General features: G+C 34.2%; 19 protein-coding genes and 1 tRNA gene. 8 read left to right on the forward strand and 12 right to left on the reverse strand.

Translation table 11 applies throughout. The features are described 5' to 3' along the window. Nucleotides 1-97 precede the first annotated feature (97 nt). Nucleotides 98-1,411 (forward strand): hydroxymethylglutaryl-CoA reductase, degradative, encoded by a 1,314-nt coding sequence (locus BLP44_RS01160; RefSeq protein WP_066032938.1) that lies wholly within the window; start codon nt 98-100, stop codon nt 1,409-1,411. A 97-nt stretch (nt 1,412-1,508) separates the two neighbouring features. Continuing rightward, nucleotides 1,509-2,417 carry a GYDIA family GHMP kinase gene (locus BLP44_RS01165; protein ID WP_008466472.1) on the forward strand — a complete coding sequence of 303 codons (909 nt, stop codon included), beginning with the start codon at nt 1,509-1,511 and terminating at the stop codon, nt 2,415-2,417. A gap of 11 nt (nt 2,418-2,428) precedes the next feature. On the opposite strand, the gene BLP44_RS01170 is transcribed toward BLP44_RS01165, so the two are convergent. The 7 genes from BLP44_RS01170 to BLP44_RS01200 all read right to left on the reverse strand — a co-directional run bounded on the left by BLP44_RS01170 (nt 2,429) and on the right by BLP44_RS01200 (nt 9,374). Then, nucleotides 2,429-2,872 carry a hypothetical protein gene (locus BLP44_RS01170; protein WP_008466471.1) on the reverse strand — a complete coding sequence of 148 codons (444 nt, stop codon included), beginning with the start codon at nt 2,870-2,872 and terminating at the stop codon, nt 2,429-2,431. A gap of 270 nt (nt 2,873-3,142) precedes the next feature. Beyond that, nucleotides 3,143-5,242 (reverse strand): peptidylprolyl isomerase, encoded by a 2,100-nt coding sequence (locus tag BLP44_RS01175; protein ID WP_066032939.1) that lies wholly within the window; start codon nt 5,240-5,242, stop codon nt 3,143-3,145. Nucleotides 5,243-5,349: 107 nt separating this feature from the next. Beyond that, nucleotides 5,350-6,606, reverse strand: coding sequence for a hemolysin family protein (locus BLP44_RS01180; protein ID WP_008466469.1), 1,257 nt, complete (start codon nt 6,604-6,606; stop codon nt 5,350-5,352). 3 nt (nt 6,607-6,609) lie between these two features. Then, nucleotides 6,610-6,804, reverse strand: coding sequence for a hypothetical protein (locus BLP44_RS01185; RefSeq protein ID WP_008466468.1), 195 nt, complete (start codon nt 6,802-6,804; stop codon nt 6,610-6,612). A gap of 4 nt (nt 6,805-6,808) precedes the next feature. After that, nucleotides 6,809-7,366 carry an LPS export ABC transporter periplasmic protein LptC gene (gene lptC / locus BLP44_RS01190; protein WP_091128408.1) on the reverse strand — a complete coding sequence of 186 codons (558 nt, stop codon included), beginning with the start codon at nt 7,364-7,366 and terminating at the stop codon, nt 6,809-6,811. Nucleotides 7,367-7,417: 51 nt separating this feature from the next. After that, nucleotides 7,418-8,647: a BamG family beta-barrel-assembly machinery protein gene (locus BLP44_RS01195; protein WP_008466463.1), complete on the reverse strand. Its 1,230-nt coding sequence runs from the start codon at nt 8,645-8,647 to the stop codon at nt 7,418-7,420. Beyond that, nucleotides 8,640-9,374, reverse strand: a complete 735-nt coding sequence (locus tag BLP44_RS01200) for a type III pantothenate kinase (RefSeq protein WP_091129770.1) — start codon at nt 9,372-9,374, stop codon at nt 8,640-8,642. The genes BLP44_RS01195 and BLP44_RS01200 overlap by 8 nt, the downstream gene beginning before the upstream one ends. Before the next feature lie 99 nt (nt 9,375-9,473). Here BLP44_RS01200 and BLP44_RS01205 point away from each other — a divergent pair. Continuing rightward, nucleotides 9,474-9,546, forward strand: a tRNA-Phe gene (locus tag BLP44_RS01205). Nucleotides 9,547-9,638: 92 nt separating this feature from the next. Here the strand turns inward: BLP44_RS01205 and BLP44_RS01210 are convergent. Continuing rightward, complete coding sequence (locus BLP44_RS01210) at nt 9,639-10,274, reverse strand: hypothetical protein (RefSeq protein WP_091128411.1); 636 nt, start codon at nt 10,272-10,274, stop codon at nt 9,639-9,641. Nucleotides 10,275-10,433: 159 nt separating this feature from the next. Between BLP44_RS01210 and BLP44_RS01215 the strand changes: the two genes are divergently transcribed. Together BLP44_RS01215 and BLP44_RS01220 are read left to right on the forward strand one after the other, a co-directional pair. Next, nucleotides 10,434-11,927: an MFS transporter gene (locus BLP44_RS01215; RefSeq protein ID WP_091128414.1), complete on the forward strand. Its 1,494-nt coding sequence runs from the start codon at nt 10,434-10,436 to the stop codon at nt 11,925-11,927. 14 nt (nt 11,928-11,941) lie between these two features. Further along, nucleotides 11,942-12,175 carry a DUF6814 family protein gene (locus BLP44_RS01220; RefSeq protein ID WP_008466457.1) on the forward strand — a complete coding sequence of 78 codons (234 nt, stop codon included), beginning with the start codon at nt 11,942-11,944 and terminating at the stop codon, nt 12,173-12,175. A gap of 140 nt (nt 12,176-12,315) precedes the next feature. Here BLP44_RS01220 and BLP44_RS01225 read toward each other — a convergent pair whose 3' ends face one another. The 4 genes from BLP44_RS01225 to BLP44_RS01240 all read right to left on the reverse strand — a co-directional run bounded on the left by BLP44_RS01225 (nt 12,316) and on the right by BLP44_RS01240 (nt 21,012). Beyond that, the gene (locus BLP44_RS01225) at nt 12,316-15,189 is read right to left on the reverse strand and encodes an alpha-amylase family glycosyl hydrolase (protein ID WP_091128417.1); all 2,874 of its coding nucleotides are present in this window, start codon (nt 15,187-15,189) and stop codon (nt 12,316-12,318) included. Between the two features lie 81 nt (nt 15,190-15,270). After that, complete coding sequence (locus tag BLP44_RS01230) at nt 15,271-16,371, reverse strand: SusE domain-containing protein (protein ID WP_091128420.1); 1,101 nt, start codon at nt 16,369-16,371, stop codon at nt 15,271-15,273. A gap of 19 nt (nt 16,372-16,390) precedes the next feature. After that, on the reverse strand, nt 16,391-17,995 hold the full coding sequence (locus BLP44_RS01235) for a RagB/SusD family nutrient uptake outer membrane protein (protein ID WP_008466452.1): 1,605 nt from the start codon (nt 17,993-17,995) through the stop codon (nt 16,391-16,393). A gap of 35 nt (nt 17,996-18,030) precedes the next feature. Further along, nucleotides 18,031-21,012, reverse strand: coding sequence for a SusC/RagA family TonB-linked outer membrane protein (locus BLP44_RS01240; RefSeq protein ID WP_091128424.1), 2,982 nt, complete (start codon nt 21,010-21,012; stop codon nt 18,031-18,033). Nucleotides 21,013-21,248: 236 nt separating this feature from the next. On the opposite strand from BLP44_RS01240, the gene BLP44_RS01245 reads away from it, so the two are divergent. The 3 genes from BLP44_RS01245 to pgmB all read left to right on the forward strand — a co-directional run bounded on the left by BLP44_RS01245 (nt 21,249) and on the right by pgmB (nt 24,483). Beyond that, a complete protein-coding gene (locus tag BLP44_RS01245) occupies nt 21,249-22,280 on the forward strand; it encodes a LacI family DNA-binding transcriptional regulator (RefSeq protein WP_008466448.1) in 1,032 nt (343 codons plus the stop codon). A gap of 175 nt (nt 22,281-22,455) precedes the next feature. After that, nucleotides 22,456-23,811, forward strand: coding sequence for an MFS transporter (locus BLP44_RS01250; protein ID WP_066032947.1), 1,356 nt, complete (start codon nt 22,456-22,458; stop codon nt 23,809-23,811). A gap of 18 nt (nt 23,812-23,829) precedes the next feature. Beyond that, nucleotides 23,830-24,483 carry a beta-phosphoglucomutase gene (gene pgmB, locus BLP44_RS01255; RefSeq protein ID WP_066032948.1) on the forward strand — a complete coding sequence of 218 codons (654 nt, stop codon included), beginning with the start codon at nt 23,830-23,832 and terminating at the stop codon, nt 24,481-24,483. Nucleotides 24,484-24,531: the final 48 nt, after the last annotated feature.

Below are 24,531 nucleotides of genomic sequence, written 5' to 3' on the forward strand. Positions count from 1 at the left end.
AAAATAACGATTGCGCACTTTCATGTCTGAAATAGATTGTAATCAAAACTCTTAAAATAGTATCTTTGCCGCAACAATATTATTTAATACATTGAGAATGAACAACGCTGTTGCCGGATTTTCTAAATTATCCAAAAAAGAAAAAATTGACTGGATTGCAAATGAATACTTTTCAAATCCAGAAGAGGCACAAAATATTATAAGAAATTACTGGAATTCAGACGAAAAGCTTCAGCAGCTTCATGATGAATTTATAGAAAATACGATCACAAATCTTTATATCCCGCTTGGAGTCGCTCCTAACTTTTTGATCAACGGAAAATACAAAACCATTCCGATGGCAATTGAAGAAAGCTCTGTGGTTGCGGCAGCTTCTAAAGCAGCAAAATACTGGTCCACTAGAGGAGGATTTAAAGCCACTATAATCAATACCGAAAAAATTGGCCAGGTTCATTTTACTTATAGCGGAGATGCAGAAAAACTGAACAACTTTTTTGAACAGATAAAACCTAAATTCTTCTCAGAAACGCAAAGCATAACCAAAAATATGCAGCAACGCGGTGGTGGTATTCTTGATATTAAATTAAAAGACAAAAGAAGTTTACTAGAAAATTACTATCAGCTTCATGCTACTTTTGAAACCAAAGACAGCATGGGAGCCAATTTTATCAATTCTTGTTTGGAGCAGTTTGCTTCTACTTTAAAAGAAGAAGCTCAGAATTCTGACTTATGCCAAAATGGTGAAAAGCTGGAAGTTATCATGAGCATTCTCTCTAACTATGTACCGCACTGTCTTGTTAGAGCCGAAGTTTCTTGCCCAATAGAAGATTTAGCAGAAAAACATATTACAAATCCGCAAGAATTTGCAGAACGTTTTGTTCAAGCTGTACAGATCGCAGAAGTCGAACCTTTTAGAGCGGTTACACATAATAAAGGCATTATGAATGGTGTAGATGCTGTTATTTTGGCAACAGGAAATGATTTTAGAGCTGTAGAAGCTGGCGTACATGCTTATGCTGCCAAAAATGGACAATACGCAAGTTTATCACATGCCAAAATTGAAAACGGAATTTTCACTTTTTGGCTTGAAATTCCTTTAGCCGTTGGTACTGTTGGAGGCTTAACCTCTTTGCATCCTTTAGTAAAATTGTGTCTTGAAATTTTAGAAAAACCTTCCGCCCCAGAATTAATGGAAATCGTAGCCGTGGCAGGATTGGCACAAAATTTTGCTGCATTACGCTCCTTAACCACAACAGGAATTCAGGAAGGACATATGAAAATGCACCTTAATAATATCATAAATCAATTTGAAGCTACCGATGAAGAGCGTCATTTAATTAAAACGCACTTCAAAAAAACAGCCGTTTCTCATAGCGCTGTGGTAGAATTTATTGAGAATTTAAGAAAATAACCTAGTTAAGAAAATCCAATATTTTAAATTCCAAATTCCAATGTCAGTTCTTGGAATTTTGGAATTTCAGATTTGGAATTTATAATAAAGAACAAGTATGCCAACAACCTTTTATAGTAACGGAAAACTTTTCATCGCTGGTGAATATCTCGTTTTAGACGGAGCAGATGCTTTTGCATTGCCTACAAAATTTGGCCAAGATTTGGTCATTGAAGATTTAGACAACAAACAGATCGAATGGAAAAGTTATGATTACGACAAACACTTATGGTTTGAAGAAACAATCTCGTTTGATGAAATTATAAAAGGTTCAGATCCGCAAATTGATAGCGTAAAATCAACTCTAGTCAATATTCTGCATGAAGCTTATATTTTAAATCCAAAATTTATTGATAATGCTAGTGGATATAAGGTAAGCACGCACTTAAGTTTTCCAAGAAATTGGGGATTAGGAACTTCTTCCACTCTTATCAATAACATTGCCCAATGGGCCGGAATTAACGCCTATACTTTATTGAAAAACAGTTTTGGTGGAAGCGGTTACGATATTGCATGCGCACAAAACAACACTCCAGTTTTATACCGAATAAAAGATAATTTTGTACAGCAAGTTGAATTTAATCCCGATTTTAAAGAACATCTTTATTTTGTTTATCTGAATAAAAAACAAAACAGCAAAGCTGCTATATATTCATACAACAATCATAAAAATAGCCATTTATCAGAAAGTGTCGCTCAAAACAACAAAATCACAAACGCGATACTTCATGCCAAAACATTAAAAGAGTTTGCCGCTGCGATACAGAAACACGAAATTCATCTTAGTAATGTTTTAGAAATGCAGACTATAAAAGAGGCTGTTTTTCCAGATTTCAATGGCGTAATAAAGAGTCTTGGAGCTTGGGGCGGAGATTTTATTCTAGTGGTTTCTAAAGAAAATCCGAAAGAATATTTCTTTAATAAAGGATATGAAACCATTTTGACTTATGAAGAAATGATTCTATAAAGCAAATACAACTAATAATTTGCTTTTTTAGTTTTAACGTGTTTTGTTTCCAAACGACGAACCGATTTACTCTCCTGCTCATTTGATTCTATAAGTCTATTGTGCAAGCGCTCTGCCATTTTTTCGATGCTATTGGTAATTGAATCGTAAACCACTTCCATACGTCGGTGTTTTTCTTCTTTTACGGCTTTTAGCACATCTTCAACAAAAACCTTATCGTATTTTTCAGCTACAGAATCATGCGTATTGGTTAGCCTGATTACATAATCATTACTCAAAATAGTAACTTTAAAATGCTGTTCTTCGTTACTCAAATAATACTTTCCACCCAATTCATCAACATTGATGTCGGTGCTGCTCACTTTTAAAAGCTCTGTAATAATACCATAAATATGACTTTCTATTTTGGTATATACTCTTGGCTTCCTTCTAAAAAATTTAAAAGTAAAAAACATTAAATGATTTATTATTAAGCTTTTTGTTTATTGGATAATTTATTTTATTGTATGGCAAAAGCCAAAAATATGTTAAAGTTAAAAATCGAGCAAATTAACTGTAATATTTTGAAAATCACAAGTTTTTTAAATTAAATTTCGATAATTCCTATATACTTTCAGAAAATTAACAGTAAAAAATTACAAAATATAATTACTGGTAGATTCTAAAAAGAAAAACCCGAAACGCTTTAAGCGTTTCGGGCCTTTATAAGCTCGATTACTGTTTAATTAGTAATTAAATTGTAATCTGTTATCTTCAATTTTAGCGTTGTTTTTCAAAGCTGGCAATACTCTGTTCACATCAGATGCGCTTTGAGCTTTTACTTTCTCTACATAAGCAGCATGATTAGCAATTGCAGGAGCTTTTACAGTTTTAATGTTTTTAACTACATACACACCTGTATTTCCTTCAATTGGAGCAGAGATTTTGTTTGCTGTTAAAGCAAATGCATTACCTACCACTCTTGGCTCTTGTCCAACTCCTCCAGGTAAAACTGGATTATCTAGAGTTACATCAGTAGCTTGCTGAACAGCAACTCCTGCTGCTTTAGCGATAGCCTCAAGGCTTGAACCTTGCATTTTAGCTTTTAACAATTCAGCCTTTTTCTTATTTTTCAAGATTGGCTCTACATACGGTCTTGCCATATCAACAGAAACTAAACCAGATTTGTTTTCACCTTTATATTGTGCGATAACGTGTCCTACGTTTGCAATTTCAAAACGTTTTACATCTCCTTTATCTGTTTCTTTATCAAAAGCCCATCTTACAATGTTACGTTGGTTTCCTAATGGTCCAAATGCTTCATCCATAGCTTTTGCATTAACTGGCTGAGCAACTTTTAAACCTAATTCTTTTGCTGCAGCATTGAAGTCTTTCTCAGCAGCATCCATTTCAAATTTAGTTGCTAATGTAAATACTTTATCAGAAGTAGCTTCAGATGGCTCGATTTTTTGAGCAATTGTCGCTAAACGAATTCCGTCTTGTTTGTCTGTAATTTTGATAATGTGAAATCCGAAAGGAGTTTCAACTAAACCAACTTTACCAATTCCGTTGCTGAATACAAAATCATTGAAAGGTTTTACCATTTGGTTTGGCCCAAAATATCCTAAATCACCACCTTGCTGAGCAGATGAATCATCAGAACTTGTGAAAGCCAACATCATAAAACTATCTGGATTAGCTTGAACTTGTGCTAAAATTTCTTCAGCTTTAGCTTTAGCTTCTTCTTTAGTTCTTTTTTCTTTTGGGTTTGGAGTTTGAGATCCTTCATAACCAATTAAAATATGGCTAGCTTTTGCATTAACACCAGCTTTAAATCCTTGAGATTTAGAAATTGCATAATATCTTCCGTAAACATATGGTCCGTAGATTGCTCCAGCAGGCAAGCTGAATAATTTGTCAGCATCAACAGCTGGCAATGCATTTTTAGGAACATAAGTAGAATCGTAAGGAACATCAGAATTTGCATTTACAAATTCAGCAATGTTTGTAGCATTTTTAAATCCTGGCAATGTATCATTTTTACCAGTTTTTGCGTTATAAACAACACTTCCTGATAATAATGCAGTTAATTTAGCTTTAATTTCAGCCTCATCTTCTTTAGAAGCTTTGTCTTCAACTAAAACGTATTGAATTTCGCGAGTTGCATCTGCTTTGAATTTTTTCTCGTTTTTCTTCATGTAAGCAACAATCTCATCGTCAGAGATTTTTACTTCACTATCTTTAATAGAAGAATAAGGAGCTGCAGCAAAAGCAAAACTTACTTTGTTAGTTTCCATTTCATACTTTAATTTTCCTTCACTAGCAGTTGTGTAAAGGCCTGATTTAATTAAAGTATTATAGATTTGAAATTTTGCGTTCAATTCAGCATCTTTCTCTTTTTGAGCAATATATTGTGCTGCTTCTGGGTTTGATTTAAAATAATCTTTGAACTTAACAACATCAAAAATTCCTGCTGCGTTTAAGAACATTGGGTTTTTACCAATATTTGGATCTGATTTTAAAACCTCTAAAATGTGTTTTTCACCAACTCTCAATCCTAATTTATCAAATTGCGATGACAATAAAGCGATTGAAACTTCTTGATCCCAAACTCTGTTTGCAGCTTCAGTGGAAGTTATACCTTGCCCACTTTTTTCAACATTACTAACTTTAACTCTAAAGTCTTCAAATGAAATATCTTTTCCATCGATGCTTCCTACATCTTTTGAACTTTGACCAAATGTTCCTCTTGTGAATAGATCTTGTATTATAAATGCAAATAATGCAAGTGCAATAACTCCTATCAATAAAGCGGAACGCTGTCTAATTTTTGCTAAAACTGCCATTTTATTATCGTTAATTTTATATTCAGTTTGCGAAAATACAATTATCTAGTTAATAACAATACAACTAGCGTTTTATTTTCAACATTTTTTTTCATTAATTTAAAAAATCACTCTTTAATTGTCAATTTGACTAGTTCTATTTTCTTATTTGAAGCCTCTACAATAGAAAAATGAAACTTATCTATTACAATCTTATCCCCTTTTTGTGGGATTTCTTTAGTATGATTGACAATGAATCCTCCTAATGTGCCATACGAATCTTCTTCGGGAATCATCAATTTATAGGTTTCATTCAAGTATTCAACATCCAATCGGGTTGAAAACAAATATTTGCCCTCTTCTATTTCTTCTTCAATTAATTCTTCGTCTAAATCATGCTCGTCTTCGATTTCGCCAAAAAGTTCTTCTACAATATCTTCAATGGTAACAATTCCAGAAGTCCCTCCATATTCATCCAAAACTACTGCAACGTTTTTTCGTTTTTTGATCAATAAATTCAATACGTCTTTGATCAAAATTGTTTCAGGAACAAATTCGACAGTCATCAAAACCGATTTTATCGTTGATGGTTTTTTAAACAGATCAAAGGAATGAACATAGCCTACAATGTCGTCTAATGAATTTTGGCTAATAATAATTTTAGAATATCCTGTTTCTATAAACAAAGCCTTCAGATCTTCGACTGTATCAAACAAATCTATATCTACAATTTCTGTTCGAGGCGTCATAATATCGCGCGCCTTTACATTTGAAAATTCTAAAGCATTCTGAAAAATCTGGATTTCAGAGTCCACCTCTTCATCTTCTTCAACTGTACTCATTTGTTCTGTAATATAATTTCCCAGCTCAATACGGCTAAACAAATGGATTTGATTTCCTTCTGTTCTAAAAAATTTACTTAGCACAAAATCTGCGATCCAAATAAAAAATGTAGAGATGTAATAAAATAATCGGTAAAATAAATAAGCGGGAAGTGCCAGAATTTTAATTAAAGAATTGGCATAAATCTGAAAAAACACCTTCGGAAAAAATTCTGAAGTCAGCAAAACTACAAATGCTGCAAGTAGTGTTTGGATAAGAATATTCCACCAATCAGAAAAAACTAGACCAAAATAAGCCATCCAACCTAAAATCAGATCGCCCATAAAAAAACCGTAAATCACCAAAGCCACATTATTGCCAATAAGCATGGCCGCAATAAACTTAGATGGATTTTCGGTCAGTTTTGTTAAGATTCGAGACAAAAAATCGTCTTGTTTCTTTTCAATTTCGAGATAAATTTTGTTGGCGGATGTAAAAGCAATTTCCATCCCAGAAAAAAAGGCGGCTAGTATTAAACAGATTATTATAATACTAATTTCCATTTTTTATTGTTTTTTGTTTCTGTCGTTATGCCTGTTAAGAAATCTTCTTCTAAAGAAAAACATAAAAACAGCCATCCCTGCAATCACAAAATATAAAGGATAGCTCTCATCACCCTCATTTAGTTTTACGATACCATCATAAGTAAAGAAAACTGCAAAAAGGATGTAAACGTATTGTGTATATTTTAAATAACCCATAATATTATAATTCTTCGTTTGATTCAATTTCACCACTTATTCGTTGCGAATTAATCACTTTAAAATCTTTGCTAAAATCTATTCCCTGACCATGGGAAACTCCTTTTGTATCGGTCAATTTAAATTTTCTTTCCGTGTAAAACCATTCGTTTTTCTGGTCGAAATACAATTGTTCTGTTTCTAAAACCTGTCCAGCTTCTGAAGTGATTTTCACTTTTCCTATCAGATCAATGATTCCTGTATTTTTATACGAAACTGCATAATTTCCTCTTATAAAGGTACGTTTCTGCTTTTTATCGTATAAGGTAACATCAATCCCTTTAGGAAATTCTGTAAAAGGAAAATCAAGATTTGAATAATCTAGCATTTTCGGACTTATCAAAACGCCTGTAATGCGTCCAGAATCTGTATATTTAATATTTACAGTATCGGCATCGCTGGCAGGAACAAATTCTGAGAAGTTAATTTTCTGAACTTCTTTAAAATTACTTTCGCATCCAAAAAATAGTGTCACAGCAAAAACTGTGACAGCTATGAGACTATATCTTTTTGGTAAATTCATTTGCCAAATGTAGTAAATTGTAATGAGCTTCTAAAAGATAATATGTTTTGATTATTGGTATTTGCTCTTCACGAACCATTTGTCGTTGAAAGAGAAACTCACACTGAAATTAACGTAATTCTCTTGCACTAAATCTGCAGAAGTTGTACCGCGTTTACCAAATTCAATTCCTAAGTTTACATTTGAAAATGATCCCGGAATTGGAATTCCTGCTCCCAATGACATTCCGATATCTTTAATTGATTCATTATTTACAATCAAACCAATTTTTTCATATTTCAAACCTGCTCTATAGGTAATTCTGCTCATATAACTTGTAAAAGAAGAGTAATTTGGAAGATAGTATCCTCCAAGAGCATATTTAGAGTAGCTTTCGTATCTTACGTTTTCAGCTGCATTGTAATAATTTGCCAACTGTCCGTCTCCTTGAAAAGTCATATTTGCTCCCACAAGCCATTTTCTAGCCTCACCAACTCCTAATCCAATACTTAATTTATTTGGCAGTTTTAATTTTGTTGACTCTGTTGGAACCACATAAGGATCTGGATCTCCTTGAACCGAAATAACTCTGGTATTATCTGAATTCAGGTTGCTTGAGAAAGTGTAACTTAAACTAGAAAACATACTAACCTTTTTGTATATTTTTTTCTGATACATCGTTCCAAAACTAAATGCTGTACCCGAAAGCTCAGAAGTATTTACCTCTGCTGTTCCGTTTTGTACCCCTGTAATTGCTTCAACGCTTGTTGTGGTAATTTTTCCAAAATTATACTGTGCATCTACCCCAATATTCCAGTCTTTCATTATTTTGTATGATAAACCAAAATATACTTTATTTACACCACCTTTTCCGTCAAGCTGTGAACTTGTTGCCCCTTCTGTTGCAGAATTATCGTTACGAATTTTATACCCTACTGAAGTTACTGGTATCAAACCGAATGAAGCACCAAATTTTCCCATTGGAATTCCTAATGCCAAATAATCAAAAGTAGAACGCTGTGCTTTTTCTGATGCAGAAGTTGTTTTTAAATTTGAAGTCGCAAATGTTCCTCCAACTGTAAAAGTTGTTTGAATTAAGCTGGCATAACTTGCTGGATTTTCTAAATTTAAGTGAATCGTATCTTGTTCTACTGCAACTCCTGCCATAGATCTGTTTTCAAGAGTTCCCTTGAATCTCACATCTCCTATTCCGAAAAAAGAATAAGGTGAAGCAGTACCTTGTTGAGCGAATGAAACGAACGATATAAGCAAACAAGCGCTTAGTATTACTTTTTTAATCATTGTCGATTTTATATTGATATGTTTGGCTCAAACTCTCCAGAAGGAAATTTGAATTGGCAAATATGGTATTTTTTAATCGTTTAGCCAAAAAATCTGCATCGCCTCCCGTTAAAATTATGATAAAATTTGAAAACTCTTTGCGATATTCATCGATAAAACCGTCAATCTCATAGACGAAACCATTCACAACGCCAGAATGAATGGCCTGTGCCGTAGAGTTTCCTACGTAAGAATCGGGAGCTTCTAAGCTTAATAACGGCAGTCTAGCAGTAAAATTATGCAGTGATTCATATCGTAAACGAAGTCCTGGAGAAATGGCTCCTCCCAAATAATTATCATTTTCGTCGATAAAATCGTAGGTAATGCAAGTTCCTGCGTCTATAACCAAACGGTTTTGTTTTGGAAATTGAAGCGTCGCCCCTGCTGCCAAAATCATTCGGTCTATTCCCAAAGTTTTTGGAGTTGCATATTTATTGTGAAACGGAAAAACATCTTCGTGAGTAAAAAAATGAACTTTAAGTCTATTTTCGAAGGACAAAAATGATTGTTTTTCGATACTTCCGACTGAAGCAACGACCAAATCGGAGCATTTTGGATATTTTTCTAAAATTTTTTCAATTTTTTTTTCGAGTTCGTTTTTTTCAAAAACAAAATTTTCGAGAGCAGTATTATCCTCAAAGACAGACGCTTTAATTCTGGTGTTTCCGACATCAACCGTTAAAATCATATTTTCTTTTTTGCTTTTGCGAAGATACGAATTGATTTTTTCTAAAAAATGTTTTGCACAAACCAAAAATGATTATATATTTGCACCCGCAACAAGCACGGTACCTTAGCTCAGATGGTAGAGCAATGGACTGAAAATCCATGTGTCCCTGGTTCGATCCCTGGAGGTACCACAAAACCCGAATAGAAATATTCGGGTTTTTTGTTTTTTATACTTTTCTGTTTTATCTAACCGCAAAGAGCGTAAAGGTTCGCAAAGTTATTTTTAAGCTTTACTAACCTTTTTATTTTTCTTTATTTTTAAATCTTTACAAAAATTCCGATCCATTATACTAAAAATTTCCTGAATTAAGTAAACATTAATATCTGAGGCCTTTATTTCATAAGGATGATTCTCTGGGGAATAATACTGAGCTTTCATATCATTATTACACCTTACAACCAATATATATAAATTGGCATGACCATGATCTTTCCTGCAACTCTGATAATAACTTTTCTTTTCTAAAATTTCACAAGTAAACTTTAGCTTCTTTTTATCTTCTGCTGAAAAATTTACTTCTTGATTTAGGTTTTTCGTTTTCAATACAACTCTAAAATTTTCATCAAAATCAACTACTAAAAATTGACCATTATCATGTCCTTCCTGCCATTTATATAGCAACACTCCATTTTTGACTTTAGTAAAATTAGCAAATTCACTTTTGTAAGAAACAGAATCTCCCCTAAGACCAATATACTGCCACTGCAAAATTTCTGAAGCGACTGGAACTGCTTCGCACAAATTTCCATCAAAAACATTCACATTCTGACTTCGGCAAACTGCAAAACTTAAAAAAAGAACTAACCTAAAAATCTGCTTCATATTGCGAACCATAAAATGTAGTTCAAATATAAACATCTTGCTTTATTTTTAAGCTCTATCAAAAACGTTAACACGGAATGTCAACAAATAGTCAGTTTTTGTTAAAAAAGTATTGACTGAATAAAAAATAATCTTATATATTCGTAAAACTGTATTTTTCTTTTTCATTCACTAACAAGATCTCAAAGCAGTTTTATGAGCAAAACTTCTACTAAAGGCATTTGGAAAGTAATTTCAGCCTCTTCTATGGGCACCATGATTGAATGGTACGATTTTTATATTTTTGGCAGTTTGGCTGTTGTTATTTCAACAAAATTTTTCCCTAGCGATAATCCAACCGCAGCGTTTCTATCAACTTTAGCCACGTTTGCTGCCGGATTTGTAGTTCGCCCATTTGGAGCTTTGTTCTTTGGAAGGCTTGGAGATATCATTGGACGAAAATATACTTTTATGGCTACCTTATTATTAATGGGCGGTTCAACCTTTTTAATAGGCTGTATTCCGAGTTATGAAACAATTGGTTTTCTAGCTCCAATATTAGTTTTGATTTTACGCCTGCTTCAAGGCCTTGCTCTTGGGGGAGAATATGGCGGCGCTGCTACTTATGTGGCCGAACATGCACCAGCAGGAGAAAAAGGATATTGGACTTCTTGGATTCAGACTACTGCGACTGTTGGTTTATTTATTTCGCTAATGGTTATTCTGGCCACGAAAAGTGTGCTTTCTGCAGAAGCTTTTGATTTATGGGGATGGCGCATTCCTTTCTGGGTTTCTATTGCTATGGTTGGTGTTTCTTATTTGATTAGAAAAAACATGGATGAATCTCCTGTTTTCGCGAAAGCTAAAAAAGAAGGAACCACAAGCACAAATCCGTTAAAGGAAAGTTTTGGAAACCGCTACAATTTAAAATTTGTTCTTTTAGCATTATTTGGAGCCACAATGGGACAAGGCGTTGTTTGGTACACTGGACAATTCTATGCAATGAGTTTCATGAAAACGGTGATGAATATTGATTCTTCGCAAGTTGATGAATTATTAGGAATTGCGCTTTTAATTGGAACTCCATTTTTTATTGTTTTTGGATGGTTGAGCGATAAAGTCGGACGCAAATACATTATGATGCTGGGAATGCTGCTGGCTATTTTTTCTTATAGACCAATTTATAAGATGATGTATGACACAACGGATATAAGCAAGAAAACGGAGATTCTTGAAACTCCAAGAATTACAACTGAAAACAAGACTAACGGAAGCTCTATTACAATTACGGAAAAAAAATACACAGACGGAACATCCGTTGTGGAGAAAAAAACGTATCTGGACAAAAAAGACACTCAAACTAACTTATCAATAGTAATCAATTCAAGCGATAAATGGACATTGACTTTCCTAGTTTTTATTCAAGTATTATTTGTAACCATGGTTTACGGTCCGATTGCGGCATTTTTAGTCGAAATGTTTCCAACTAAAATCAGATATACTTCTATGTCACTTCCTTATCATGTTGGAAATGGAATTTTTGGCGGATTGCTTCCTGCCATATCAACTTACTTTGTATCACACGCCAAAACAGCAGGCAAAGCCGATTTTTATTTGGACGGATTATGGTATCCTATAATTATTGCTGGAATCTGCTTTGTTATTGGAATGATTTATATTGAAAACAAAAACAAAATTACTCACCTTTAAAATTTAAAAAAAAAATGAATGCGATTAAACAAGTTTTAGGGGCGTTATGGATTGCTTTGGCTGCGGCGGCTGCCTATTTTTGCGTGTTTGAATTTGGTTTACCTAAACTTCTTTCAGACCAACAAGACGATTTGGTATTTGGTGCAATTATTCTATTTATACTGACGCCGCTTATTGTTATGGGCTTAGGAACATTTGGATATTATTCTTTAATTGGGGAGTATAATGATCCTAAAAAGAAAAAATAAGTAAAAACAATTACGGTTAAATCATAGAACTCCATCGACTTATTTAATCACCTCGAAAAACATTTTTATATTACAAAAAACTACTTTAAGCAAAAAAGGCTGTCCATTTCTAGACAGCCCTTTTTCATTACTAACCAAACCTAATTTTTAATAAACTTCACAACGCGAACTTTATTATTCTCATCAAACGTCTTTACGAGATACAACCCAGAAGCTAAACTACTGACTGAGAATTGATATTCTGTATTTCCGTTTGTATTAAATGTTTTTACTAATTGCCCTGTAATAGAATAGATATCTACTTTTAAAGTTTTAAAACTTAAAGTAAAATAATCGGCAACAGGATTTGGATATAAAGTAACTTGATTTCCTTTTTCAAAATCTTCTATTGCCAGATTTGCCTGTTTATTACCATAGATTCTATATTCTCCCGGAGCCAAACTTATTGGAGCGTTTACATCGGTAACGTTAATCGTTGAATTATCCATTAAGTTGTACCACGCTCCAGTATATTGAAATCCTGGAATCATATTTTGAGCTGTTGTATCAAAATTGGCCAAAATCACAACATCTTTAAGTTGAGCAGAAGTCAAATTGCTATTTGTAATTTTGATATTTACTAGTAAAGTAGTCGCATTGGCCATTGTTGCTGTTCCTAAAAATACTGGTTCTGTTTTTTTAAGGGTAATCATCTTAGCCCAATCGTTGTAAATCTTGTTTCGATTAGCATCGCCCAACCAATTTTCTGTCCATTGTGGCTGTGGTTTTGTATCCAATTTACAATCTCCCGGAGTCACAGACGATTCGTCATTTACAGTTCCGTTATTACAGCTAAAAATAGAATCGTCCATTCCCAGTTCTCCAAAATGCCAGATCATTTTTGGACCAGGAATCAGCAAAGAAACTGCTCCAATAGCAGACATTCTAGATAATGCCGTATTTAATGTTTTTACATTATAACTTCCGTTTGAAGCGCCATACTGCACATTTTTATACATCAAACGTTCTTCATCATGACTTTCTGCATAACCCATCAAGCGGTTTGCTGCGAAGCCGCGGTTTGCACTATTCATTCTAAAAATATTACTTTCAGAAACATATCCCATAGACAATTGATTATACTCTTTTGTCATTTTTCCCCACATCATTACACCCTTGCTTGGTGTTTCTGTTACTCTGTAATTTGCCCATTGCTGTTCTTCAGCATCAGACCCTAAGTGCTCAAAAATAGTATAATGCGTTGGATCTATTGCCCAAGAAAAATCAGCGTATTTTTTCAGAATATCTACACGATCTTGTTGGTATGAATCGGTACAAGCATTATCGCTTGACGTACATGATTGCGTAAATCCTTTGGTTAAATCCCAACGGAAACCATCAATTTTATATTCTTCAATCCATTGTTTGATAACACGATTTACATAATACTGTGTTTTTAAAGATTGATGATTAAAATCTTCACCAACGTTATAACTATGTTTTGCTACTGTATTGAAATATGGATTTTCTGCAGTTGGCGAACCAAAACCATCTCCATCAGGATCATTCATCCACATTCTTACCATCGGATTTCTTCCGAAAGCATGATTTAAAGCTACGTCGAGGATTACCGCAATTCCATTCTGGTGGCATAAATCAATAAACTCTTTTAATTTATCTGACGTTCCGTAAAACTTATCTAAAGCCATATGAAACGAAGTATTATAACCCCAACTTTCATTTCCTTCAAACTCCATTACAGGCATTAATTCGACGGCATTAATTTTTAGATTTTTAAAATAATCTATTCGATCAATTAAGCTTTGATAACTTCTTGATGCATCAAAATCGCGAACCAAAACCTCATAGACTACTAATTTCTCTTTTGCTGGTTTTTCAAAATTTGTTACCTGCCAATTGTAAGGAGTCTGTCCTGTTTTTAAGACTGTAACCTCAAAATTTTGTCCTGTCGGATAAACTGGCATATTTGGATATTTTGAAGCAGGAATTGAAGGATCATCGTAAGGAGATAGCACTAAAGTAGAATACGGATCTGCTGTTTTCACCATTGCTGGCGAATTCGCAAGTGGCGTTGTATCGACAACCCAATATTGATACATATTGTTTTGCCCCGAAACCAAGCCAGTTATTTCCAACCAAAATTTTCCCGAAGATGGATCTTTTTTCATGGCATAAGCTGATGTGGGCTGCCAATTGTTAAAACTTCCAGCCACATATACAAAATCTTTTAAAGGCGCATCTAAGACCAAAGTCGCTTTAGTAGCGTCTGAAGCATTGTAATTAATCCCGTCAACCAAACCTGCGGGCACAGCCTCAGAAACAGTATTTGGATTTACAACTACTGCAAATTTCTTAGAAACTGTAGTCGCTCCTTGAGTTGAAATTAATTCGTAACTCTGATTTCCTGTAATATTGGTATGTGTATAGGAATAACTTGAAGTGCTGGCGTTTGTATTAATCGTTGTTCCGTTAGCTTTTAAAGTATAACTACCTGCTCCTCCTGTGTTTGTTGCACTAATAGTAAAATTTGAGCCAGAATTGAGAATCGAAGTGCTATTTTCAACCGGAGAAGTCAAAGTAACTTGGAAAGATCCGACTTCAACCAAAATATCTTGCGATTTTTTATCTCCTGTTCCATCTTTCGCTTTAACCAAAAAACCAATTCGTCCTATTCCGTTTCTTGCAAAATATGTAGCAGGTGTAATTGTTTTGGTATAAGTATCAGTTCCTGCGTTATAGGTAAATTTACTTGCTTCGTTGGATGAAGTCCAAGTCCCGTTGGACGGACTATCCGATTGATTAGTATCATTTACATCATACGACCATGACCAAAGATATAAGGCATTGCCTGTAACGTTCCAAGTACCTTCATTAATGCTTGCACCCGCGATTGAAATAGTAATCGAAGTTGTTTCTTCAAAAGTGGAGGGATTTATTGAATAAGTAACTGTTTGAGGCTGGGCAAAAACGGTTACTGCCATCAATAAAAATATTGATAGTAAAATTTTTCTCATAATCTCGTGGTTTTGTGTGGTTAGTTAGATTAAAAAAGGGCTATCTGGAGATAGCCCTTTTTCAGTTATTAACTGAAGTTTTTATTGATTAGGAATCATTAGATAACTTCCGTCTAAGTCATTGAAATAAATAACATATTTAGATTTTGCAACTGGAATATTATCTCCAGTACCTCCACCTGAAAAAGCAGTAGTTCCTCCCCATGAAACATCCCAAGCATCATTTGCTCTGAATTTCATTCCTCCATCATTTAAAGATGTCACTCCAAGTGTCCAGATATGAGCATTAAAAGTTGATTTCACCATTGGTGTTGATGCATCCCAGCCTTTAGCAGTTGAATCTCCAATAATACCTACTGTACTATATGTTGGCGCTGTAGCTCCTGCTGCGTATGGTTCTAAAGTATAGGCTAACTTTTGAACATCCATTTTAAATTTATAATAGCCTTCAGCAGGGATTTCAATACTTGGCGGATCTTGATCTCCGTCTGTTGCTCTGTAAACTAGAGAACCGTCTTTGCCTCCATACATTGGAGCCCAGCTTCCTAGGTTTTGAATAGCTTTAAAATATCCTTTTTTAAAGTATCCTGTGAATACATATTCATTAGCATTTTTAGCGCTTCTGAACAAGATCTGATTTCCTTTATTATTGTCCCAGCCAGAAACGGTTGCATCACCAACTAAGTACCAATCAACAAAATTATACTCTACTTTTCCTACATAAGGAGTTACAGTAATTGAAATTAAACCTTTTGAAACCTGAGTAAACGATCCTGATACATTAGAGGTAATTTTTACATCATACTCTGCCGCTACTTCTGGCTTTCCTCCTAAATCAATTGCTGCTTGATTTAATTCTTTCGCTAGTACAGAAACCTCTGTAATACTATTTGTAGTGGTTTGCAATGTTTTTGCACTTTTAAAATCTCCCCCTTTCTTGTCTATCAGTAAAGTATATTTTATTGCTACATCTGTTGAATACTCTGCAGCCGACCAAGTAAATTTAGCCACCTCGTCTGATGCTTTTTCAACGTCCAGAACATAATTTTGTCCTGTTGTTGGTGCTGTAATTTCTGGAGCTGCAACAACATTAAGAATTGGTCTTTCGTCTACAGCGTCAGAATTACAAGACACCGCTAACACACCAATAAATGCGATTAAAATTTTATATATATTTTTCATTTTACAGTTCTATTAGATATTAGTATCCTGGATTTTGCTTCAGTGTAGGATTAGCTTGAATAGTTTTAGCAGGAATAGGCATTAAATCTCTGTATGAGTCTGTTGCTACTCCATTCATTACACCACCTTTCCATTGCCAAATTTTGCTTCCTCCTGTAAATTTTCCAAAACGAATCAAGTCTGTTCTTCTGTGGCACTCCCAGAATAACTCTCTTCCTCTTTCTGCTAGGATAAAATCTAGAGTTAAATTTGCACTTGATATTGGAGTTGCTTCTGCTCTTGTTCTAATTTGATTTACATAACCAACAGCAGTCGCTAAATTACCTGTAGTTGCACCACGCACAACAGCTTCTGCATACATTAAATAAGCATCTGAAATTCTAAATACAGGGAAATCAGTATCAGGAATATCAGTTCTTTGAGCTGGTGAACCATCAGCTTTTTTGTTAATGTATTTAGTTACAGCATAACCATCTGTAAATGTTGAGATATTAGTAATATCTAAAGCTTGTCCATCAGTATGAAATGTACCTCTTTTATCTCCTGTAGCTGTTGCATCAGGGAAAAGAGCAACAAACTCTTTACGAGTTCTCGTACCAAACCAACCACCGTCCATTCCTCTTGACGCAGCATCAATACTTCCTCCAATAGCAGCGTGAATAATGAAACTCATTCCTCCACCAGTTGCTCTAATTGCAGTTCCGTCACTAATGATTGGGAAAATAAACTCAGTCTGAGCACCATTTGTATTATTATCAGCAGAGAATAAATAAGCATAAGGAACATTTGCAAAACTATATCCTGAATTAATGATTTCACTACATAAAGTTGCTACTTCATTATTTCTTTCAGTTCCTGTGTATACTTTAGAGTTTAAATAGATTTGAGCTAATAAAAATTTAGCCGCTACCTTATCAACTCTACCATATTCATTAGTTCTAGCATTTGGCAGACTGTTATCTAAATCTTTTAATTCAGACTCTACGAAAGCAAAAACTTCAGCTCTTGATTTTTGTACCGGATAAAAGAATCCAACTGGATCTGCTTCTGTAGTAATTGGCACATTACCAAACAAATCCATTAAGTTTACATAAGAATACGCTCTTAAGAAACGAGCCTCTGCTCTAAAAGTTGCAATTTCAGCTTTCAAATTAGCATCAACACCTCTTGAATTTAATTTCTCATCTGTAGTTTGTCTTAAAAACTCATTTGCCAAACTGATATGATAAGATGCTCTAGAGTAGGTTCCGTATAAAAACTCATTATTAGGAGACCATGTCTGAGTATTTAATGTTGGCAAAGTACCATCCGCCCAAGCAATAACTGCTTCATCTGTAGGCAATTCCTGAGTTACAAAAAGCAAACGCAAGTAACTGCTGAAATCTCCCCCTAAACCAGAAATATCTGGAGAAGCATCACCGTCATTACCTCCAACATATAAACCTGCATATAATTTCGCTAAAACTTGTTTGTAAGATGATGGGTCTTCGAAAAAAGTTTCCGATAAAAATTCATCATCATCTTTTGGCGTCACGTTTAAATCGTCAGTACACGAAGTAAGCGTCATACTCATTCCTAAAATAAATAGGAAAAAATAAGATATATATTTAAATGATATTTTCATTTTGTATGTTTTAAATTTTGTTTTTCAATGTACTATTAGAAACTTGCATTTACTCCAAACAAGAATGTTCTTGCTCTTGGGTAAACGTTACCATCAATTCCGTTGAATTTCTCCGGATCCAATCCATCATATTTTGTAAGTACAAAAACGTTCTGAACACCAGCTGAGAATCTTAAAGAAACATCTTTTAATAAAGATTTATCTAAAGTATATCCTAGAGTTACGTTATCTAATTTGATAAAAGAAGCATCTTTTACGTAATAGTCTGATAAGTAACGCTGTGTTCCATTATCTTCAAAAACAAATCCAGTATTTAAGTAATCTGAACTTACATTTGACAAGTCAGTTTGTCTTCTTAAAGCAGCATCAGAATAGCCCATGTTAGAATTTACATTATCAAAAATGTAATTTCCTAAACTTGCTCTCCAGTTCATTGTAAAATCAAACTTTTTGTAGTTTAAAGTTGAGAATAAACCAAATGTGTAATCTGCAGTTGGTTTGTTATATCTGTAACGATCGTTAGCATCAATTTTACCATCTCCGTTTCTGTCTACATAAGCCCCAGCGATTGGTTTTTTGTTAGCATCATATAATTGTTCGTAAACAAAGAATGAGTTTGGAGCAGATCCAACTGTGTTAATTAAAACTTTGTTTCCATTTCCACCTTTAATGTTATCCCCTACTTCATAACCTTGGAAACCAGGAACAGTCTGACCTAAATTTTCAATTTTTTGATCTAAGTAAGTAGCATTAACAGCAACATTCCAAGTTAAATTATCTTTTTTAATGATATCAGATTGAAGGCTAAACTCAACTCCTTTTGTTCTTAAATCACCAATATTATTAAATCCTTGGTTTCTTAAGTTAGCTCCATCTGGAACCAATACATCAGCTAATAAGTCAGATGATTTCTTATCAAAATAGTTAAGAGTACCTGTAATTCTATCATTTAAGAATCCGAAATCAACCCCAATATTCATTTCAGCTAATTCTTCCCATTTGATATTTTGATTATATCCTTCTGGTCTAGCTGTTCTGTAAACAACACCATTAAATACATACTGAGTATTAACAGTACCTAAAGTAACTCTTCTTAAATAATCGTACTGAGCAGAAATATCTTGCTGACCTGTAGTTCCATAACCAACTCTCAATTTTAAGCTAGAAAGCGTTTCATTATCTTTTAAGAAAGACTCTTCAGCAATATTCCATGCAAAAGCACCTCCCATAAAGTTACCCCATCTGTTTTCTTCAGAAAAACGTGAAGTTCCGTCTCTTCTGTAGTTTAAAGTCAATAAATATTTACTGTCCCAACCTAAATTCACACGACCAAAATATGATTGTAAATTGATGTCTGGATCAGTAATAACATCTTCATTTCTACTAGCTGCAGGCTGTGTAAGCGCTCCTGATTGATATTTTTCTTTTTGGAACAATTGGTAGTTATAACCAGCTGTAGCATCCAATTTAAGTTTTCCTATATTTTTGCTATAAACAAAATAGGTATTTAAATTTTTGTTTTGAAGGTCATCAGTATAAGTATCATAGTTACCTAAATTCACCCAAGTTCCTGAACTAAAAGGATTTGGCTGATATCCTAAAGCACTTTCTGTACTTTGTCTGTTGTATCCGCTACTGTCAAATCTGTCAATACCAGCTTCAGCAACAACTCTTAAATCTTCGAAAAAGTGGAATTTATAGTCAACGCTAATATTACCCCATTTTCTTGTAGATTTAGATCTTTTATCTTCTTGATTTAATCTCGCAACAGGATTTTTAGCAGGTAATAATGCTAAATTTCCGTTTGGCTCCAACCATTCAAAATATCCTCCATAACGAGAACCTGCTTGGTAAGGAGATTGAGTTGGATCAAAACTGATTGCAGAACCAATAACTGCGTCTTCGTCCTGAAATTGATTTTTACTGAAAGATAAGTTTCCGCTAATATCAATTTTTAAGTGATTGTCAAATAAAACTGGATTTAACGATATCGATGTCGTAGTTCTTTCAAAAGAAGTATTTCTTAAGATTCCTGGGTTATCAACATTTCCAACAGATAAACGTACTGGTAATTTATCAAATAAAGCACCGCTTACAGAGATATTATTGTTTGTTGTAAGAGCTGTATGGAAAATTTCATCTTGCCAGTTTGTGCTTGCAGTTCCCATTAATGCTTTTTGAGCATCGCTTCCTTTTTCATTTACGAAAGCACGAAATTGATCTGCACTTAAAACATCAACTGTATTAGCAACTGTATTAATACCAACTTGAGAACTGAAGTTTACTTTTACACCACCTTTAGTCCCTTTTTTAGTTGTAATTACAATTACACCATTTGCCGCACGAGAACCATAAATAGCTGCCGCAGAAGCATCTTTTAATACTGTAAAAGATTCAATATCATTTGGATCAATCGTAGATAAAATACTTGTAGCACCACTTGGCACAGCATTACTTAATGGAAGTCCGTCCAAAATAATCAATGGATCATTAGAAGCACTTAATGAAGATCCTCCACGAATTCTAATATCTGCTTTTGCTCCAGGTGCTCCACCTCCAACAACATTCACACCAGCAATACGACCACCAATTAAACTTTCTGGAGTTACGTTAATACCTTTGTTAAATTCTTTTGCTGAAATTTGAGAAACAGAACCCGTAGCATCTTTTTTCTTAACAGTACCATAACCTACTTGTACAACAACTTCTTGTAATTGATTTGTATCTTCGCTTAAAGAAACAGCTAAGTTTTTTTGACCATTAAATACAATAGTCTCTGTTTTGTATCCGATAAATGAAACTAAAATTTTGTCTCCATTTTTCAGATTAGGCAATTGAAATTTACCATCAAAATCAGTAGAGGTACCTCCTGCAGCACCTTGAACATTTACATTTACTCCCGGTATTGGCTGACCTGTGGTATGATCAGTTACCGTACCATTTAAAGTGTTCTGAGCCAACACTGTAAAAGGCAACAATAGGAATAAAAATAACAACTTTTTGTAAATTGTTTTCATACTTTTTGTTTAAATTAGTTTTGAGTTTTTGAATGTTAGTTAAGTTTTTAATTTTACTTCGAATTTCAAAATTATGAATTTATTAACATGCTCAACCAGAGACATTTTTTATTGCTTTACGAAAACGTGGTAGTGTTGAAAACTTTCTATATTTTGTAATCTTTTAGCGTTAAAATTGTCAATTATAAAAATTTCAGATACCTTTATTATTAAATAGATTTTTTTCAATTAACAACATGAAACGAAAAATAACCCTAAAACAGATTGCAAAAGAACTGGATGTTTCTATTTCAACTGTCTCAAAATCACTTAGAAACAGCCTTGAAATTGGAGAAGAAACAAGGCTAAAAGTGCAGGCTTTTGCTAAGTTTTACAACTATAAACCAAACAATATTGCCCTTAGTTTAAAAAACCGAAAAACGAAAAGTATTGGGATCATTATTCCTGAAATCGTACACTACTTTTTCTCTACTGTAATCAACGGAATTGAACAGGTTGCGAACGAATATGGCTACAGTGTTGTCATATGCGTATCTGATGATTCTTTTGATAAAGAGGTTCTAAATATGGAGATGTTAGCCAATGGAAGTATCGACGGTTTTATCATGTCTCTTTCTAAAGAAACCCAATATAAAGGCGACTTTCACCACATCACAGAAGTGATCAATCAGGGAATGCCGGTTGTCATGTTTGACCGCGTTACCAATGATATTTTATGCGATAAAGTAATTATTGATGATAAATCTGCAGCTTATGAAGCCGTTCAGAGCTTAATTGACAGCGGACGAAAAAAAATTGCACTCGTAACAACTGTTGATTATGTAAGCGTTGGAAAATTAAGAACTGACGGTTACGAAAAAGCTTTATTAGATAACGGACTGCCTTTTAATGAAGATTTAATCATAAAAATTGAAGATGTCGATACTTGCGAAATAACCATTTCTGAGCTACTGCACGCCAGAGCTTTTGATGCTGTTTTCGCGGTAAATGAACTTTTCGCAGTAACTATTATCAAAACTGCAAATAAAATGGGGTTGAAAGTTCCCGAAGATTTAGCCGTAATTGCTTTTACAGACGGAATTATTTCAAAATATTCTACTCCAACCATAACTACTGTTAGCCAGAGCGGAGAAAAAATGGGGAATAAAGCAGCCAAAATGCTTATAGAAAGAATAGAAGCCGAAGAAAATGAGGATGAAGAGCACACTGAAAATTACATTACAGAAGTTATAGAAACTCATCTCATAAAAAGAGAATCCACTGACTAAATTTCTTAAAATCAATACTTTCTAAAGCCATAAAGAATATTTATGGCTTTTTTATTAGCATATATAAAAAAATAATTTATAATTTTACGCCCGTCAAGGCTTTTAGTTTTACTTCGAAAGAAACAAAGTTTTGATAAGCAAAGCGCTTATCGTATAATTTTCACAAATTACGATAATGGAAAAGCGTAAATTAAGTTTCTGGGAAATCTGGAACATGAGTTTCGGATTCTTGGGAATCCAAATGGGGTTTGCACTTCAGAATGCAAATGCCAGCAGAATTCTTCAAATTTTTGGTGCCGACGTACATGAACTTTCGTGGTTCTGGATTATTGCTCCCCTTATGGGATTAATAGTGCAACCCATTATTGGTCATTACAGCGATAAAACCTGGGGAAGATTCGGCAGACGAAAACCTTTCTTTTTAGTGGGGGCCATTTTAGCTTCGGTAGGATTAATTCTAATGCCGCAAGCTAACATTTTCATTTCTGTTTTACCGGCCTTATGGGTTGGAGCTGGAATGCTAATGATTATGGATGCCTCTTTCAACATTGCGATGGAGCCTTTCAGAGCACTTGTTGGAGACAATTTAAGAACAGATCAGCGTACTGCAGGATTTAGCATCCAAACTTCTTTAATTGGTTTTGGAGCCGTAATTGGTTCTGCATTGCCATACATTCTTACGAAATATTTTGGCGTACCTAATAGCACAGTTCCTGGAAGCGTTCCATTAAACTTAACCTTGTCATTTATAATTGGCGCGGCAGTTTTAATTGGTTCAATCTTAGTTACGCTATTTACAACCAAAGAATATTCGCCAGAAGAATTGGCAAAATTTGAAGATCCTCAAAATGATGCGATTTCCGATTCTGAAGAAAAGTCAAAAATTACAGACATCTTTACCGATTTTGCAAAGATGCCTGTTACAATGCGCCAATTAAGCTGGGTGCAGTTTTTCTCTTGGTTCGGATTATTTGGTATGTGGGTTTTTACCACGCCAGCAATAGCACACCACATTTACGGGTTGCCATTAGAAGATACATCAAGCCAGCAATATCAAGATGCTGGTGACTGGGTCGGAATTCTGTTTGGCGTTTACAACTTAGTTTCTGCCATTGTCGCTTTGTTTTTCTTGCCTTATATCGCTAAAAAAATTGGAAGAAAAGCAACACATTCTCTTTCATTGGTTATTGGAGGAATCGGTTTAATCTCTATTTATTTCATGCCAAATGAAGACTGGGTTGTACTGCCAATGATCTTAATCGGAATTGCTTGGGCGAGTATCCTAGCAATGCCTTACGCGATTCTTGCGGGTTCTATAACACCTAAAAAAATGGGAGTTTATATGGGAATCTTCAACTTCTTTGTTGTTATTCCTCAAATTGTAAACGCTCTAATTGGCGGTCCAATCGTAAAATACCTTTACAATGGAGACGCTATTTATGCCTTAGTTACAAGCGGAGTTAGCTTTCTAATTGCTGCTGCTTTAGTTTCTAAAGTAAAAGACGTAGACGACTTTACTCAAAAATCATAATTAAGAATTTTCCATACAATGAGCAAAAAAGCATTCATATTCGATCTTGACGGAGTGATCGTTGATACCGCTAAATACCACTTTTTGGCTTGGCAAAAAATTGCCAAATCGTTAAATATCAATTTTACGCACGAAGACAACGAACTTCTAAAAGGTGTTAGCCGCGTTCGTTCGCTAGACATTATACTTGGGTTAGGAAATGTTCAGGCTACTCAAGAACAAAAAGATCAATGGTTAATTCAAAAAAATGAAGATTACCTATCTTATTTAGTTGACATGGATGAAAGTGAGGTTCTTCCAGGAGTTTTAAAAATTCTAAAACTATTAAAAGATAAAAATCAAGGAATTGCACTGGGTTCTGCCAGTAAAAATGCAAGACCAATCTTAGAAAAAACAGGCGTTCTGTCTTACTTCGATGTTATTGTTGATGGAAATGATGTGAGCAATGCAAAGCCAGATCCTGAAGTTTTCTTAAAAGCGGCTCAATTATTAAACATTGATCCAAAAAATTCAATCGTATTTGAAGATTCTGTTGCTGGAATTCAGGCAGCAAACATAGGAGAAATGGTAAGTGTGGGAATTGGTGAGGAAACAATTTTACATGAAGCTGACTATATTTTTAAAGATTTTACCCAAATCACAGCAGACTTTATAGAAAAATTAATCAATTAGAAAATGTGCCAATTAGATAATTTCTGAATCGTACAGTTATCTCATTTT

This window comes from Flavobacterium anhuiense (assembly GCF_900101855.1).
Taxonomy (GTDB): domain Bacteria; phylum Bacteroidota; class Bacteroidia; order Flavobacteriales; family Flavobacteriaceae; genus Flavobacterium; species Flavobacterium anhuiense.

Bases quoted from the DNA above. Each gene is read 5' to 3' on its own strand.
- BLP44_RS01160 (WP_066032938.1), top strand. From the start codon at position 98: ATGAACAACGCTGTTGCCGGATTTTCTAAATTATCCAAAAAAGAAAAA.
- BLP44_RS01165 (WP_008466472.1), top strand. From the start codon at position 1,509: ATGCCAACAACCTTTTATAGTAACGGAAAACTTTTCATCGCTGGTGAA.
- BLP44_RS01170 (WP_008466471.1), bottom strand. From the start codon at position 2,872: ATGTTTTTTACTTTTAAATTTTTTAGAAGGAAGCCAAGAGTATATACC.
- BLP44_RS01175 (WP_066032939.1), bottom strand. From the start codon at position 5,242: ATGGCAGTTTTAGCAAAAATTAGACAGCGTTCCGCTTTATTGATAGGA.
- BLP44_RS01180 (WP_008466469.1), bottom strand. From the start codon at position 6,606: ATGGAAATTAGTATTATAATAATCTGTTTAATACTAGCCGCCTTTTTT.
- BLP44_RS01185 (WP_008466468.1), bottom strand. From the start codon at position 6,804: ATGGGTTATTTAAAATATACACAATACGTTTACATCCTTTTTGCAGTT.
- lptC (WP_091128408.1), bottom strand. From the start codon at position 7,366: ATGAATTTACCAAAAAGATATAGTCTCATAGCTGTCACAGTTTTTGCT.
- BLP44_RS01195 (WP_008466463.1), bottom strand. From the start codon at position 8,647: ATGATTAAAAAAGTAATACTAAGCGCTTGTTTGCTTATATCGTTCGTT.
- BLP44_RS01200 (WP_091129770.1), bottom strand. From the start codon at position 9,374: ATGATTTTAACGGTTGATGTCGGAAACACCAGAATTAAAGCGTCTGTC.
- BLP44_RS01210 (WP_091128411.1), bottom strand. From the start codon at position 10,274: ATGTTTATATTTGAACTACATTTTATGGTTCGCAATATGAAGCAGATT.
- BLP44_RS01215 (WP_091128414.1), top strand. From the start codon at position 10,434: ATGAGCAAAACTTCTACTAAAGGCATTTGGAAAGTAATTTCAGCCTCT.
- BLP44_RS01220 (WP_008466457.1), top strand. From the start codon at position 11,942: ATGAATGCGATTAAACAAGTTTTAGGGGCGTTATGGATTGCTTTGGCT.
- BLP44_RS01225 (WP_091128417.1), bottom strand. From the start codon at position 15,189: ATGAGAAAAATTTTACTATCAATATTTTTATTGATGGCAGTAACCGTT.
- BLP44_RS01230 (WP_091128420.1), bottom strand. From the start codon at position 16,371: ATGAAAAATATATATAAAATTTTAATCGCATTTATTGGTGTGTTAGCG.
- BLP44_RS01235 (WP_008466452.1), bottom strand. From the start codon at position 17,995: ATGAAAATATCATTTAAATATATATCTTATTTTTTCCTATTTATTTTA.
- BLP44_RS01240 (WP_091128424.1), bottom strand. From the start codon at position 21,012: ATGAAAACAATTTACAAAAAGTTGTTATTTTTATTCCTATTGTTGCCT.
- BLP44_RS01245 (WP_008466448.1), top strand. From the start codon at position 21,249: ATGAAACGAAAAATAACCCTAAAACAGATTGCAAAAGAACTGGATGTT.
- BLP44_RS01250 (WP_066032947.1), top strand. From the start codon at position 22,456: ATGGAAAAGCGTAAATTAAGTTTCTGGGAAATCTGGAACATGAGTTTC.
- pgmB (WP_066032948.1), top strand. From the start codon at position 23,830: ATGAGCAAAAAAGCATTCATATTCGATCTTGACGGAGTGATCGTTGAT.